This window comes from Actinosynnema sp. NPDC002837 (assembly GCF_040295345.1).
Lineage (GTDB): Bacteria > Actinomycetota > Actinomycetes > Mycobacteriales > Pseudonocardiaceae > Actinosynnema.
Map to the genome: position 1 here is coordinate 245,009 of NZ_JBEOVG010000003.1, position 13,499 is coordinate 258,507.

15 protein-coding genes are annotated in these 13,499 nt (G+C 72.3%); 9 read left to right on the forward strand and 6 right to left on the reverse strand.

What is annotated here, in order from left to right; genetic code table 11:
• Positions 1-34 precede the first annotated feature (34 nt).
• Genes ABTZ99_RS03935 through purB form a run of 3 tightly spaced genes read left to right on the forward strand, consistent with a single transcriptional unit; the run spans position 35 to position 2,855 of the window.
• Positions 35-565 carry an RNA polymerase sigma factor gene (locus ABTZ99_RS03935; RefSeq protein WP_499607940.1) on the forward strand — a complete coding sequence of 177 codons (531 nt, stop codon included), beginning with the start codon at positions 35-37 and terminating at the stop codon, positions 563-565.
• Positions 562-1,374: a hypothetical protein gene (locus ABTZ99_RS03940; RefSeq protein ID WP_498771819.1), complete on the forward strand. Its 813-nt coding sequence runs from the start codon at positions 562-564 to the stop codon at positions 1,372-1,374. The genes ABTZ99_RS03935 and ABTZ99_RS03940 overlap by 4 nt, the downstream gene beginning before the upstream one ends.
• Positions 1,375-1,421: 47 nt before the next feature.
• Positions 1,422-2,855, forward strand: coding sequence for an adenylosuccinate lyase (gene purB / locus ABTZ99_RS03945; RefSeq protein ID WP_499607943.1), 1,434 nt, complete (start codon positions 1,422-1,424; stop codon positions 2,853-2,855).
• A gap of 200 nt (positions 2,856-3,055) precedes the next feature.
• Here the strand turns inward: purB and ABTZ99_RS03950 are convergent, their stop codons facing one another.
• Genes ABTZ99_RS03950 through ABTZ99_RS03965 form a run of 4 tightly spaced genes read right to left on the reverse strand, consistent with a single transcriptional unit; the run spans position 3,056 to position 5,974 of the window.
• Entirely contained in the window at positions 3,056-3,493 is a 438-nt protein-coding gene (locus ABTZ99_RS03950; RefSeq protein ID WP_498771823.1) for a hypothetical protein, read from the reverse strand.
• Between the two features lie 56 nt (positions 3,494-3,549).
• A complete protein-coding gene (locus tag ABTZ99_RS03955; RefSeq protein WP_498771825.1) occupies positions 3,550-4,299 on the reverse strand; it encodes an amino acid ABC transporter ATP-binding protein in 750 nt (249 codons plus the stop codon).
• Entirely contained in the window at positions 4,296-5,126 is an 831-nt protein-coding gene (locus ABTZ99_RS03960; protein ID WP_498771828.1) for an amino acid ABC transporter permease, read from the reverse strand. The genes ABTZ99_RS03955 and ABTZ99_RS03960 overlap by 4 nt, the downstream gene beginning before the upstream one ends.
• Complete coding sequence (locus ABTZ99_RS03965; protein ID WP_498771830.1) at positions 5,123-5,974, reverse strand: ABC transporter substrate-binding protein; 852 nt, start codon at positions 5,972-5,974, stop codon at positions 5,123-5,125. The genes ABTZ99_RS03960 and ABTZ99_RS03965 overlap by 4 nt, the downstream gene beginning before the upstream one ends.
• A 62-nt stretch (positions 5,975-6,036) precedes the next feature.
• Here ABTZ99_RS03965 and ABTZ99_RS03970 point away from each other — a divergent pair, with 62 nt between their 5' ends.
• Together ABTZ99_RS03970 and ABTZ99_RS03975 are read left to right on the forward strand one after the other, a co-directional pair.
• Complete coding sequence (locus tag ABTZ99_RS03970; RefSeq protein WP_499607948.1) at positions 6,037-6,942, forward strand: phosphoribosylaminoimidazolesuccinocarboxamide synthase; 906 nt, start codon at positions 6,037-6,039, stop codon at positions 6,940-6,942.
• 72 nt (positions 6,943-7,014) lie between these two features.
• Entirely contained in the window at positions 7,015-7,734 is a 720-nt protein-coding gene (locus ABTZ99_RS03975; protein ID WP_499607951.1) for a DUF2334 domain-containing protein, read from the forward strand.
• Here the strand turns inward: ABTZ99_RS03975 and ABTZ99_RS03980 are convergent.
• Both ABTZ99_RS03980 and ABTZ99_RS03985 read right to left on the reverse strand, forming a co-directional pair.
• Complete coding sequence (locus tag ABTZ99_RS03980) at positions 7,656-8,267, reverse strand: MBL fold metallo-hydrolase (RefSeq protein WP_499607954.1); 612 nt, start codon at positions 8,265-8,267, stop codon at positions 7,656-7,658. The genes ABTZ99_RS03975 and ABTZ99_RS03980 overlap by 79 nt on opposite strands.
• Before the next feature lie 61 nt (positions 8,268-8,328).
• On the reverse strand, positions 8,329-9,300 hold the full coding sequence (locus tag ABTZ99_RS03985) for an NAD-dependent epimerase/dehydratase family protein (RefSeq protein WP_499607958.1): 972 nt from the start codon (positions 9,298-9,300) through the stop codon (positions 8,329-8,331).
• 155 nt (positions 9,301-9,455) lie between these two features.
• Here ABTZ99_RS03985 and ABTZ99_RS03990 point away from each other — a divergent pair, with 155 nt between their 5' ends.
• The 4 genes from ABTZ99_RS03990 (at position 9,456) to purL (ending at position 13,386) form a co-directional block, all read left to right on the forward strand.
• Positions 9,456-9,989: a DUF3800 domain-containing protein gene (locus tag ABTZ99_RS03990; protein WP_498771840.1), complete on the forward strand. Its 534-nt coding sequence runs from the start codon at positions 9,456-9,458 to the stop codon at positions 9,987-9,989.
• A gap of 228 nt (positions 9,990-10,217) precedes the next feature.
• On the forward strand, positions 10,218-10,457 hold the full coding sequence (purS, locus tag ABTZ99_RS03995) for a phosphoribosylformylglycinamidine synthase subunit PurS (RefSeq protein ID WP_033428368.1): 240 nt from the start codon (positions 10,218-10,220) through the stop codon (positions 10,455-10,457).
• Positions 10,454-11,125: a phosphoribosylformylglycinamidine synthase subunit PurQ gene (gene purQ, locus ABTZ99_RS04000; RefSeq protein WP_499607960.1), complete on the forward strand. Its 672-nt coding sequence runs from the start codon at positions 10,454-10,456 to the stop codon at positions 11,123-11,125. The genes purS and purQ overlap by 4 nt, the downstream gene beginning before the upstream one ends.
• Positions 11,125-13,386 carry a phosphoribosylformylglycinamidine synthase subunit PurL gene (purL, locus tag ABTZ99_RS04005; RefSeq protein WP_498771844.1) on the forward strand — a complete coding sequence of 754 codons (2,262 nt, stop codon included), beginning with the start codon at positions 11,125-11,127 and terminating at the stop codon, positions 13,384-13,386. Before purQ ends, purL begins: the two co-directional genes overlap by 1 nt.
• Positions 13,387-13,499: the final 113 nt, after the last annotated feature.

Consider the following 13,499-nt stretch of genomic DNA (forward strand, 5'->3'; position numbering starts at 1 on the left):
GCAAGGGGGCGGGGGCGGAAGGGGACCGGATCGCATGCGCAAGGCCGAAGAGCAGGGCTTCCGTGAGTTCGCGGTGAGCCACGCCGCTTCGTTGCGGCGCACGGCGTACCTGTTCTGCGGCGACTGGCACACGGCCGAGGACCTGATGCAGGCCAGCCTGCTCAAGCTGTACCAGGCGTGGCACCGGATCGAGTGGCGCGACAACGCGTCGGGGTACGCCCGCAAGGTGCTGCTGCGCACCTGGCTGGACGAGAAGCGCAGACCGTGGCGGCGGGCCGAGCAGCGCGACGGCGAAGTGCCCGATGTCGCCGACGCGGCGGCGGACCCGGACCGGACGGGCGAGCGGCTGTGGGCGCGCGACCTGGTGCACGCGGCGTTGCTGCGGGTGCCGCCGCGCCAGCGGGCCGTGCTGGTGCTGCGGTACTTCGAGGACCTGTCGGTGAACGAGGTCGCGGTGGCCATGGGGTGCACCGAGGGCACGGTCAAGAGCCAGACGGCACGCGGGCTCGTGGCGCTGCGCGTGGCGGTGGAGGAACTGGAGCGAGGGGCGGTGGTGGCGTCATGAGCGAGGCAGACCTGCGGGAGGGGTTGCGGGCCGCGGTCGGTGACGAGCCGCCGCTGGAGTTCGACGCCGACGAGCTGATCCGACGCGCCCAGCACGTGCGCAGGCGGCGTCGCGCGCTGGTGGCCGTGGCGGTGGCCACGCTCGCCCTCACCGGCACCGTGCTGGCCCTGCCCGGCGTCCTCGACCAGCGGCGGGGCGTCGACGCGGCGAGCGGTGCGGTGCTGACCACCACCGCGTCCGGGTCGGCGAGCGAGGTCCCGGCCACCACACCACCGCCGGTCACGACCGTGGAGCCGACCGGGGTCGAGCCGCCGACCACGGCCGCGACCAAGCCCCTCACGGGCGGCGACAGCGAGCTCTTCGAGTACCTGCGCAAGAGGTTCACCGAGGTCGCGCCGGAGGTCAAGGTGGTGGCCGCCGACGCCGCCGCGACCACCGACTCCCCGTCGAGGCACGTCTACGCGTGGTTGACCTTCGTCGACAATGTGGGGACCAGCAGGGTGGTGGTGAGGGTCGCCCCGCCCGGGTCGGGGATGACCCAGGACGAGTTCTGCGCCGAGGCCGGGTGCGAGGGGCCGATCCGCCAGCGCGACGGCAGCTCCGTGATGTCGTCCTGGCGCACGACCGCCCTGCCGGACCCGGAGGGCGTCATGCACGCCGTGGCGCACTTCCGCCTCGACGGCTCGGTGGTGGAGGTCAGGGGTTTCGGCTACCAGCCGCCGGTGGACGTCGCCGGGCGGGAGAAGGTCTTGCTGACCTACGACCAGCTGGCGTCGCTGGCCACCGACCCGAAGCTGGGCGTGTCCTGACGCTCCCCGGCGTCCGGTCGCCCGTCCGGGCGAAATAAGCTGGTCACGTGACGGTCAAGCCCCGCATCGCCAATGTCCTCGCCGGTCGCTACGCCTCCACCGAGCTGGCCACGCTGTGGTCCGCCGAGCACAAGGTCGTGCTGGAGCGGCGGCTGTGGCTCGCCGTGCTGAAGGCGCAGGCAGAGCTCGGCATCGAGGTGCCGGCCGAGGCCGTCGCCGACTACGAGCGGGTGGTCGAGCAGGTCGACCTGGCGTCCATCGCCGAGCGCGAGCGCGTCACCCGGCACGACGTGAAGGCGCGCATCGAGGAGTTCAACGCGCTGGCCGGGCACGAGCACGTGCACAAGGGCATGACCTCGCGCGACCTCACCGAGAACGTCGAGCAGCTGCAGGTGCTGCGGTCGCTGGAGCACGTGCGCGGCAAGACGGCGGCCGTCCTGGCGCGCCTCGCCCGCCGTGCCGCCGAGCACACCGACCTGGTGATGGCCGGCCGCTCGCACAACGTCGCCGCGCAGGCCACCACGCTCGGCAAGCGCTTCGCCACCGCGGCGGACGAGCTGCTGGCCGCGTTCCGCCGGCTGGACGAGCTGATCGCCCGCTACCCGCTGCGCGGCGTCAAGGGCCCGGTCGGCACCGCCCAGGACATGCTCGACCTGCTCGACGGCGACCGGGACAAGCTGGTCGAGCTGGAGCGGGGCGTCGCGGGCCACCTCGGCTTCACCACCGTGCTGACCAGCGTCGGCCAGGTCTACCCGCGGTCGCTGGACTTCGACGTCGTCTCGACCCTCGTGCAGCTGGCCGCGGGACCGTCGTCGCTGGCCAAGACGATCCGGCTGATGGCGGGCCACGAGCTGGTCACCGAGGGCTTCAAGGCCGGCCAGGTCGGCTCCAGCGCGATGCCGCACAAGATGAACACCCGGTCGTGCGAGCGGGTCAACGGCTTCGCGGTCATCCTGCGCGGCTACCTGTCGATGGTCGGCGAGCTGTCGGGCGACCAGTGGAACGAGGGCGACGTGTCGTGCTCGGTGGTGCGCCGGGTCGCGCTGCCGGACGCGTTCTTCGCCTTCGACGGGCTGCTGGAGACGTTCATCACGGTGCTGGACGAGTTCGGCGCGTACCCGGCGGTCGTGGCGCGCGAACTGGACCGCTACCTGCCGTTCCTGGCGACCACCAAGGTGCTGATGGCGGCGGTGCGGGCGGGCGTGGGCCGGGAGACGGCGCACGAGGCCATCAAGGAGCACGCCGTCGCGGTGGCGCTTGCCATGCGCGAGCAGGGCCTGGCCGAGAACGACCTGCTGGACCGGCTCGCCGCCGACGAGCGCCTGCCGCTGGACCGCGCCGCCCTGGACGGCCTGCTGGCCGACCGCCTGTCGTTCACCGGCGTGGCGGAGCACCAGGTCGCGGACGTGGTCCGGCAGGTCGAGGACGTGCTGGCGGAGTACCCGGCCGCAGCCGGCTACGTCCCCGAGCCCATCCTCTAGCCCTCACCCCCCACCAGCCCTAACCACCCCCACCGGCCCTCACCACCCCACCGGCCCTGACCCGACCCGTCCCCTCCTGCGAGGTCGCGTCGGTCGTTCGCGTCCTCATTCCCGGCGATCACGCTTTTCGATCGTCGGGAATCAGGGCGCGAACGGTCGACTTCCCGGCGACCTCGCCGCCGTCTGCGGAGCAGCGGCAATCAAACGCGATCCCAGACGAGGCGTCCCCGGCGGTTCGGTTCGCAGACCAGCGCACGGCCCGCCGGGTCGACCGCCGTCGCGCCCTCCTCGTCGCACGGGAAGCCCTCCAGGGCCACCTGGTCGAAGCGGGGCGGGGTCGTCGTCGGCTCGGCCGTCGGCCTGGCCGGCGGCTGGACCTGCACCGGTGGCGGCGGTGCGGTCGTCGCGGCGACCGTCGGAGGTGGTGGCGGCGGCGGCGGCGTTGTGGTGGTGGCCGCCGGGCGCACGGAGATGTTCGCGACCGCCGGGATCGAGGTCACCGGAGCCGAGCTGGACGCCGTCGGGAGCAGCACCGGCTCCGGGCTCGCCGACGGCTTCGCGCAGGCGCCCGTGAGAAGCAGCAGGAGCAGACCGCCGCTCGCCGCGACGGGCGCCACAAATGCCTTCGGATGGACCACGCCAAGCAGAGTAGGGGTCACTCGTCCGATACCCCAAGTGGAGTCTCCCGAGCGGCCTAGAGCCGGCCCGCCTCGATGATCCGCCGGAGGAACTGCCGGGTGCGCGGGTGCACCGGCTCGCCGAGCACCTGGCCGGGCGGTCCGGACTCGACCAGCCTGCCGCCGTCGAGGAACACCACGCGGTCGGCGACCTGCCGGGCGAAACCCATCTCGTGGGTGGCCATCAGGATCGTCCGCCCACCCGCCGCCAGTTCTCTGACCAGCGACAACACCTCGCCGACGAGTTCGGGGTCCAACGCGCTGGTGATCTCGTCCAGCAGCAGCAACCGCGGCGAGTAGGCCAACGAACGCGCGATCGCCACCCGCTGCTGCTGCCCGCCGGACAGCCGCTCCGGGTAGCTGCGCGCGCGGTCCGCGAGGCCGACCCGGTCGAGCAGGTCGAGGGCGTTGCGCTCCGCCTCCTCGCGCGGCACGCCGTGCACCACGCGCGGCGCGAGCGTGACGTTGTCCAGCACGCTCATGTGCGGGAACAGGTTGAACGCCTGGAACACGATGCCCATGCCCCGCCGGGCCACGTCGGCGTCCACCCTGGGGTCGGACACGTCCACGCCGTCGAGCAGCACCTGGCCGTCGTCCAGCTCCTCCAGCAGGTTCACGCACCGCAGCAGGGTCGACTTGCCCGACCCCGACGACCCGATCACGGTCACGACCTCGTGCTCGTGCACGTCGAGGCTGATCCCGTCCAGCACGGTGCGGTCGCCGTAGCGCTTGACGACACCGCGCACGCTGAGCACCGGATCGGTCATCGTCCCCCCTGACGGCGTTCCAGCCGGCGGCCCATGGCGTCGGCGAACCGCGCCGTGGGCGCCGCGAGCAGCACGAACAGCAACCCCGCCACCACGTACGGGGTGAAGTTGAACGCCCGGGCGTGCTCGATCTGCGCCGCGCGCACCGCGTCCACCGCGCCGAGCACGGAGATCAGCCCGCAGTCCTTCTGCAGCGCCACGAAGTCGTTGAGCAGCGCGGGCATGACCCGCCGCACGGCCTGCGGCAGCACGACCAGCCGCAACGTCTGGCGCGGACCGAGGCCGAGCGACCGGGCCGCCGCGACCTGCGACGGGTGCACCGACTCGATGCCGGCGCGGAACACCTCGGCCACGTACGCGGTGTACGCGAGCACGAGCGCCGCGCCGCCGAGCACGACGAAGTCGTTCGGCACGCCGGTCAGCCGCAACGCGGGCAGGCCGAACCCGACCAGGTACAGCAGGATGATCAGCGGCAGGCCGCGGAACAGGTCCACGTACACCGTGGCCAGCGCGCGCAGCGGGAACCACACCGGGCCGGGCAGCGTGCGCAGCGTCGCCACGACCAGCGCCAGCACCAGGATCAGCACGCCGCAGACCGCCAGCACGCGCAGGTTCAGCCAGAGCCCTTCGAGGATCGCGGGCAGCGACCGCCACGCGATCTCGACGTCGAAGAACGACTGCCGCACGCGCGGCCAACCCGGCGCGCCCGCGACGGTGACCCCGACCGCGACGGCGAACACGGTGGTCGACAGCAGGGCGACCAGGGTCGACCGCCGCGCACGGGAGCGCTTGTAGGCCAAGCGCTCCCGTTGCCGCTCGCTCGTCACTTCAGCTCGGGTGCCGTGCCCGCGGACGACAGCCACTCCTGCTCGATCCTGGTCAGCGTGCCGTCGGCGCGCAGGTTCTGCACCGCGGTCGAGACGCACGCGGTGAGCGGGCTGCCCTTGTCCAGCACGATGCCGAACTGCTCGGGCTTGCCGTCGCCCGCCGGGATCTGACCGACGATCAGGCCGTCGTCCAGCTCGGCCGAGGTGATGTAGAACGCGGTCGGCAGGTCCACCACCAGCGCGTCGATCTGCCCGGCCCGCAACGCGGCCTTCGCGTCGTCGTTGGTGTTGTAGACCGCGACGTCCTCCTCGGGCTGCAGCCGCTGGGCGGCGTCGAAGCTGGTCGTGCCGACCTGCGCGCCGATCTTGACACGCTTGAGCTCCGCCAGCGTCTTCACCGACGCGGCCTTGGAGGAGTTCAGCGTGATCACGGCCTGGTCCACGTCGTAGTACGGCGCGGAGAAGTCGACGGCCTGCTTGCGCTCCTCGGTGATGGAGAACTCGTTCAGGTCCATGTCGTAGGTCTTGCGGCCCGGCTGGATGGCCGCGTTGAACGGCACCCGCGTCCACACCACGTCGGTCTTCGCGTAACCCAGCTCCTCGGCCAGCGCGTAGGCGATCGCGGACTCGAAGCCCTTGCCGTTGGTCGGGTCGTCGTCCACGAACCACGGCTCGTACGCGGGCTGGTCCGTGCCGAAGGTGATCTTGCCCGGGGTGAGGGTCGGCAGCTTGTCCTTCGTGCAGGCCACGCCGTCCACCTGGTTGGTCGGCGTCGTGGTCTCGTCCGCGGGGGCGCAGGCGACCGCGAGGGCGGCGGTCACGGCGAGTATCAGTCCGGGTGCACGCATGGGATGAATCTTGCCGCAGGTGGGAAGGGCGTCCCAGGAGCCGGCACAAGTACGCTTCGGCGGTGCCCAAGCTCGCTGACTACCGGCAGGTCGCCGCAGGCAAGGTCCGCCAGGTCCACGAGGTGGACGAGGACCTGCTGCTGTTCGTGGCCTCCGACCGGATCTCCGCCTACGACCACGTGCTGACCACTCCGATCCCGGACAAGGGACGGGTGCTCACCGCGATGAGCGTGTTCTGGTTCGAGAAGTTCGCGGACTTGGCGCCCAACCACCTGGTGGCGTGGGACGACCCGCGCATCCCCGCCGAGGTGCGCGGCCGGGCGCTGCTGGTGCGGCGGCTGGAGATGGTGCAGGTGGAGTGCGTGGCGCGCGGCTACCTGACCGGGTCGGGCATGGCCGAGTACCGGCAGACCGGGTCGGTGTGCGGCGTCGAGCTGCCGTCCGGGCTGGTGGAGGCCTCGGAGCTGACGCCGCCGATCTTCACGCCGGCGACCAAGGCCGAGCTGGGCGCGCACGACGAGAACGTGTCGTTCGAGCACGTCGAGGCGGAGGTGGGCGCCTCGACGGCGGCCCGGCTGCGTGACGTGACGCTGGAGGTCTACGGCGCGGCCCGCGAGTACGCCCGGTCGCGCGGCGTGATCCTGGCGGACACCAAGTTCGAGTTCGGGCTGGACCGGTCCGGCGCGCTGGTGCTCGGCGACGAGGTGCTGACGCCGGACTCGTCGCGGTACTGGCCGCTGGAGGGGTACGAGCCGGGGCGCGTGCAGCCGTCGTTCGACAAGCAGTACGTGCGCGACTGGCTGACCTCGCCCGCCTCCGGCTGGGACCGGGCGTCCGACACCCCGCCGCCACCGCTGCCCGACGACGTCGTGGCCGCCACCCGCTCGCGGTACGTGGAGGCGTACGAGCGGATCACCGGCCGTTCGTTCGCGGACTGGCCCAGCCCCGAGGAGACCGGCGCGCAATAGTTCGCCGGCTCCGCACCCGGCCGTCACCTGGTCTTAGAGCGGGCGACACGCAGGTGCGGCGCACTGGGTGGCATGGTCGCCGAACTCGTGGTCTCGCTGTCCGGCATCGGGCCGAGCACGCTCGCCCGGTGCGCCGACCTCGCCGCCGAGCTCGACCGGCGTCGGGTGCCGTTGTCGCTGCTCTTCGCGCCGCGCAAGGCCGTGCCCGGCGCGGCGTTGGACTGGGTGCTGGGTCGGGTCGCCGCCGGTGACGCCCTGGTGCTGCACGGTTTCGACCACCAGCCGGACCCGGCGCGCCGGGCCGTGTCGCTGCGCCGCCGTGCCGAGTTCTCCGCGCTGCCCGCGCACGAAGCGGGCCTCCGGCTGGTCGCCGCGCGTGCCGCGGTGGCCCGGTTGGGGCTGGCCACGGACCTGTTCGCGCCGCCGGGATGGCTGGCGTCACCGGGCACGGTGGTCGCGCTGCGCCGGCACCGGTTCGCGGTGTGCGCCGACATGGCGGGCGTGCGCGACCTGCGCACCGGCGACGTGCGGCCGGGCCGGGTGCGGATGGTCGGCGAGCACTGGAGCTACCTGCTCGGCGTCGGCCGGGCGGCTCGGCGCGGCGGGCTCGTGCGGATCGGCGTGGACGCGGCGGACCTGGACCGGCTCGGGCCGCGCGAGGTGCTGCTGGAGGCTGTCGACCTGGCGCTGTACCACGGCGCGTCGCCCACGACCTACAGCTCGACCGCCTCGCCCCGGGGCAGCACGACGACCTCGACGCCCTCGGGCGCGGTGCCGACCAGGACGCGGTAGAAGATCTCGGTCTGCGACAGGATCGCCTCGTGGATCGGCACCGCCTTGCGCGGGCCGACCTCGGCCAGGAAGTGCGCCGCGTCGGAGACCTTCATCCAGGGCGCGGCGGTGGGCAGGCCGAGGACGTCGACGCGCTGCTCCGGCACGGTCAGCGAGTCGCCGGGGTGGTAGAACGCGCCGTGGTCGACCAGGTAGCCGACGTTCACCGGCAGTTCGATCCGGTCGTGGATGACCTCGTGCGGCGCGTCGAGGACGTCGACGACGGTGCCGTTGAACTCCAGGGCGGCACCCGGCTCGACGATCTCGGCGCCGTCGAGGTCGAACGGTGCGATCAGGCGCGCGCCGGGGTTGGCCGCGCGGACGGCCGCCAGCTTGCCGGGGTCGACGTGGTCGCGGTGCTCGTGCGTGATCAGGATCGCGTCGAGGCCGTCGACCTCCTCGAAGCCCGACGAGAACGCGCCGGGGTCGAACAGCAGCCGGGCGGCGCCGGTGTCGACCAGCAGGCACGAGTGCCCGAAGTGGGCGATCAGCATGAGCGCTCCTTCTCCGTTCCCCGAGGGGAGTCCTACTCCGGTCACCCGGCCCGCGTCTCGCTCAGCCGACGTCGTGCAGCAGCGCGTCCTCCACCTCCGGCGGCAGGCCGGCGCGTCGGGCGCGGTCGGGGCCGAGGGCCCGTTCGTACGCCAACGCGTCCACCGCCGTCTCGGCCGTGGGTCGGACGCGCAGCCCGGCGGCCAGCGCGGGGCCCGCGTCGCGGAACATCATCGCCCGGTGCGTCGGCGGCAACCACAGCGGCAGGGACCGCGGCCCCACCCACGGCTCGACCTCGTGCCGCTGGAGGACGGGCTGGGGTATGCGGACCAGCACGGTGCCCGGCGGCGCCACGGCGCCCGCGATCTCGCCCAGGACCAGCGACAACGGGTTGGCCGGCCCGATCGCGTCGTAGGTGCCGGTGGTGCGCTGCTCGGCGGCGTCCACGATCCAGGCGGCGAGGTCGCGCACGTCGACGTGCTGCGCCGCCTGGTCGGGCGCGTCGGGAACGGCGACCCGGCCGCCCCGGGACAGCCGGCCCGGCCAGTACCCGAACCGGTCGCTCGGGTCGCCGGGGCCGGTGATGAGGCCGGCGCGGACGATGAAGGCGCGGTCGCCGACGGCGTCGCGGACGGCGTGCTCACCGGCCACCTTGATCGCGCCGTAGCGGTCGGACGACATCGGCGCGTCGGGGTCGTCCTCCAGCGGGTCCAGGGTGGCCGTGGTGCCGGGGACGGAGTGGTCGGCGTAGACGGAGCAGCTGGAGACGAACGTCCAGTGCTCGGCGGTCACCGATCTCAACGCCCGGCGGACCCAGGTGACCGACATCTTGGCCACGTCCACCACGGCGTCGAAGTGCGCGCCCTCCAGCGGCCCCAGGTCGACGTCCCGGTCCACCGGCACGAGCACCGCGCCGTCGGGCACCCGGCCGGACTCCCCGCGTGCCGCGCAGACCACCTCGTGCCCCCGCCGCACCGCTTCGGCGGCCGTCGCCTTGCTGAGGAACACCGTCCCACCGAGCACCAGGATGCGCATGATCCCCACCCTGCGGTGCCACCCGCCCGCCCGCCACCACGTCCGCCCACAGCGAACGCCCGACTTGGCCGGTGGTACCAGGGCTCCCGCCGAACGCACGTTCGGGCGGACTCGCTCCAGTCGTGTCGATCCGGTGCCGATCCACCACCGTGAGTGTGCACGCATTCGTGGACGAGTCCCGGCGAAACGACACGTACTACCTGGCAGCGGCCATAGTGCGGCCCGGAGATCTCAGGCGCTTGAGGTCAGGGCTTCGCAGCCTGCTGTTCCCGGGCCAGAGGGAACTGCACTTCTGCAAGGAGAAACAGGCGCGGCGCAAACTGCTGCTGTCGAGGATCGCCGAGTCGGGCGTCCGGGTCGACATCTACCGGGCAAGCTGCCGCCGAGGCGAGGAACGCGCTCGGCAAGAGTGCCTGGCGAGACTGACGAACGACCTGCTCGACCTCGAGGGCAGGCGATTGGTGTTGGACAGTCGTGAAGAGCGGAATGCCCACGACGAGCTGACCATCCGCATCGCGCTGGGCAAGCGGGCTCGCGAAACGGGACTCGTGTACGAGCACCTCACCAGCGTGGAGGAACCGCTGCTCTGGCTGGCGGACATCGCCGCTTGGTGCCAGGGTGCCGGTGGTGATTGGGCTCGGCGTGTCGCACCGGTGATCGGTTCGGTGATCCGGCTCGACTGGCCCTAGATAGCGCGAAGCGCGGCCGCCCACCGTCCGGAGGGGGACCGCGCTCACTTCCTCGGCTTACGGGCCGAAGCTGCGATCAGGTTAGCAGGAACCGGCCCTGAAACGCCGCATCACGATCGGGTGATTCGAGGTGAACGTGTGCTGCCCACCACGTGCGAAGTTGATGAACACACAGGTCAGGTAGGCTCCGCGAGTACCGCCAGCCCTCCTAGCTTGGAGCAGCCTGTCGTGGCCCGAGTCGTCGTCGACGTCATGCCGAAGCCCGAAATCCTCGACCCGCAAGGACAGGCGGTGGCCAACGCGCTGCCCCGTCTCGGGTTCGACGGAATCACCAGTGTCCGCCAGGGCAAGCACTTCGAGCTGGAGGTCGCCGACGACGTCGACGACGCCACGCTCGCCAAGATCGCCGAGACCTTCCTCGCCAACCCCGTGATCGAGGACTGGGTCGTGAGGCGGGTCGAGGCATGAGGGTCGGGGTCATCACGTTCCCCGGCACGCTGGACGACGTCGACGCCGAGCGCGCGGTCCGGTATGCGGGCGGGGAGGCGGTCAAGCTCTGGCACGCCGACCACGACCTGAAGGACGTGGACGCGGTCATCGTGCCCGGTGGGTTCTCCTACGGCGACTACCTGCGCTGCGGCGCGATCGCCCGGTTCGCCCCGGTCATGCAGGAAGTCGTGGACGCGGCGAAGAAGGGCATGCCGGTCCTGGGCATCTGCAACGGCTTCCAGATCCTCTGCGAGGCGCACCTGCTGCCCGGCGCGCTCATCCGCAACCACAAGCTGCACTTCGTGTGCCGCGACCAGTGGCTGAAGGTGGAGAACAACTCCACCGCCTGGACGGGCCGGTACGACCAGGGCGCGGAGATCCTCGTCCCGCTCAAGTCCGGCGAGGGCGGCTACCAGGCCGACCGGTCCACGCTGGACGAGCTGGAGGGCGAGGGCCGGGTGGTGTTCCGCTACGTCGGCGAGAACCCGAACGGCTCGCGCAACGACATCGCGGGCATCACCAGCGCCAACGGCCGGGTCGTCGGCCTGATGCCGCACCCGGAGCACGCGATCGACGCGCTCACCGGGCCGACCGACGACGGCCTCGGCATGTTCCTGTCCCTCGTCGACTCGGTGGTGAAGGCCTGATGACCGTCGACACCGTCAAGCACGCGGAGAGCACGCCCGACCAGGAGCAGCCCTACAAGGAGCTGGGCCTGAAGGACGACGAGTACGCCCGCATCAAGGACATCCTGGGCCGCCGCCCCACGGACGCCGAGCTGGCCATGTACTCGGTGATGTGGAGCGAGCACTGCTCCTACAAGTCGTCCAAGGTGCACCTGAAGTACTTCTCCGAGACGACCACCGACGAGATGCGCTCGAAGATGCTCGCGGGCATCGGCGAGAACGCGGGCGTGGTCGACATCGGCGACGGCTGGGCGATCACGTTCAAGGCCGAGAGCCACAACCACCCGTCCTACGTCGAGCCGTACCAGGGCGCGGCGACGGGCGTGGGCGGCATCGTGCGCGACATCCTCGCGATGGGCGCGCGTCCGCTGGCCGTGATGGACCCGCTGCGGTTCGGCCCGGCCGACGCGCCGGACACCCGCCGCGTGCTGCCGGGCATCGTGGCCGGCGTCGGCGGCTACGGCAACTGCCTCGGCCTGCCCAACATCGGCGGCGAGGTCGTGTTCGACGCGACCTACGCGGGCAACCCGCTGGTCAACGCCCTGTGCGTGGGCGCGATGCGGGTCGAGGACCTGCACCTGGCGCACGCCTCCGGCACCGGGAACAAGGTCATCCTGTTCGGCGCCCGCACGGGCCTGGACGGCATCGGCGGCGTGTCCGTGCTGGCGAGCGAGACGTTCGACGACACGGCGGGCAAGCGCAAGAAGCTGCCCAGCGTGCAGGTCGGCGACCCGTTCACCGAGAAGGTGCTGATCGAGTGCTGCCTGGAGCTGTTCGCCGAGCGCATCGTCGTCGGCATCCAGGACCTCGGCGGCGCGGGCCTGGCGTGCGCGACGTCGGAGCTGGCCAGCGCCGGTGACGGCGGCATGCGCGTGCACCTGGACCGGGTGCCGCTGCGCGCCGCGGGCATGACGCCGGCGGAGATCCTGTCCAGCGAGTCGCAGGAGCGCATGTGCGCGGTCGTGCGGCCCGAGGACCTGGACGCGTTCATGGCGGTCTGCGCGAAGTGGGACGTCATCGCGACCGAGATCGGCGAGGTCACCGAGGGCGACCGGCTGGTGATCACCTGGCACGACGAGGTCGTGCTGGACGTGCCGCCGCGCACGGTGGCGCACGAGGGCCCGGTGTACGACCGGCCGATCGAGCGCCCGGCCGACCAGGACGCGCTGCAGGCCGACGTGCCGGACCGGCTGGCCCGTCCCACCGAGGACGAGCTGCTGCCGCTGATCAAGTCCATGGCCGCGTCGCCGAACCTGGCGTCGAAGCGGTGGGTGACCCAGCAGTACGACCGGTACGTGCGCGGCGGCACGGTGCTCGCCCAGCCCGCCGACTCGGGCATGATCCGGATCGACGAGTCGACCAACCGGGGCGTGGCGCTGTCCACGGACTGCAACGGCCGCTACACCAAGCTGGACCCGTACGCGGGCGCGCAGCTGGCGCTGGCCGAGGCGTACCGGAACGTGGCCACCACGGGCGCCACGCCGGTCGCGGTCACGAACTGCCTGAACTTCGGCTCGCCGGAGGACCCGGCGGTGATGTGGCAGTTCGAGCAGGCCGTGAAGGGCCTCGCGGACGGGTGCGTCGAGCTGGGCATCCCGGTGACCGGCGGCAACGTCAGCTTCTACAACCAGACCGGTTCGACGGCGATCCTGCCGACGCCGGTGGTGGGCGTGCTCGGCGTGATCGACGACGTCCGCCGCCGCATCCCGACGGGGATCGGCGCGGAGGCGGGCGAGACGCTGCTGCTGCTCGGCGAGACGCGCGCGGAGTTCGGCGGCTCGGAGTGGGCGCACGTCGTGCACGGGCACCTGGGCGGCCTGCCGCCGAAGGTGGACCTGGCGCGGGAGAAGCTGCTCGGCGAGGTGCTGGTGGCCGGCTCGCGCGACGGCATGCTGTCCGCCGCGCACGACCTGTCCGACGGCGGCCTGGCTCAGGCGCTGGTGGAGACCTGCCTGATCGGCGAGGTCGGCGCGCGGGTGTTCCTCGAGGGCGACAAGTTCACCGCGCTGTTCAGCGAGTCGACGGCCCGCGTGCTGGTGGCCGTGCCGCGCACGGAGGAGCTGCGGTTCACCGACATGTGCACCGCGCGCGGCCTGCCGTGGCGCAAGGTCGGCGTGGTGGACCCGGAGTCCGACGCGCTGGAGATCCAGGAGCTGGGCTCGCTGCCGCTGGCCGAGCTGCGCGAGGCCTGGGAGGGCACCCTCCCGGCGCTGTTCGACTGAGCGGGGAGTGGCCGGCCGGGGGGGGACCCCCCGGCCCCCGCCGGCGCCCGCCGTGGGCCGTGGCCGGGTCCCCGCGGAAGCGGCCGTGTAATATGTTTTGGAGTAAGGGGGCG

Excerpts from the sequence above, each read along its gene's own strand:
- ABTZ99_RS03955 (WP_498771825.1), bottom strand. The coding sequence starts at position 4,299 with ATGACCGATCCGGTGCTCAGCGTGCGCGGTGTCGTCAAGCGCTACGGC.
- ABTZ99_RS03965 (WP_498771830.1), bottom strand. The coding sequence starts at position 5,974 with ATGCGTGCACCCGGACTGATACTCGCCGTGACCGCCGCCCTCGCGGTC.
- ABTZ99_RS03980 (WP_499607954.1), bottom strand. The coding sequence starts at position 8,267 with ATGCTGATCGCCCACTTCGGGCACTCGTGCCTGCTGGTCGACACCGGC.
- purL (WP_498771844.1), top strand. The coding sequence starts at position 11,125 with ATGACCGTCGACACCGTCAAGCACGCGGAGAGCACGCCCGACCAGGAG.
- ABTZ99_RS03940 (WP_498771819.1), top strand. The coding sequence starts at position 562 with ATGAGCGAGGCAGACCTGCGGGAGGGGTTGCGGGCCGCGGTCGGTGAC.
- ABTZ99_RS03935 (WP_499607940.1), top strand. The coding sequence starts at position 35 with ATGCGCAAGGCCGAAGAGCAGGGCTTCCGTGAGTTCGCGGTGAGCCAC.
- purQ (WP_499607960.1), top strand. The coding sequence starts at position 10,454 with ATGAGGGTCGGGGTCATCACGTTCCCCGGCACGCTGGACGACGTCGAC.
- ABTZ99_RS03985 (WP_499607958.1), bottom strand. The coding sequence starts at position 9,300 with ATGCGCATCCTGGTGCTCGGTGGGACGGTGTTCCTCAGCAAGGCGACG.
- ABTZ99_RS03975 (WP_499607951.1), top strand. The coding sequence starts at position 7,015 with ATGGTCGCCGAACTCGTGGTCTCGCTGTCCGGCATCGGGCCGAGCACG.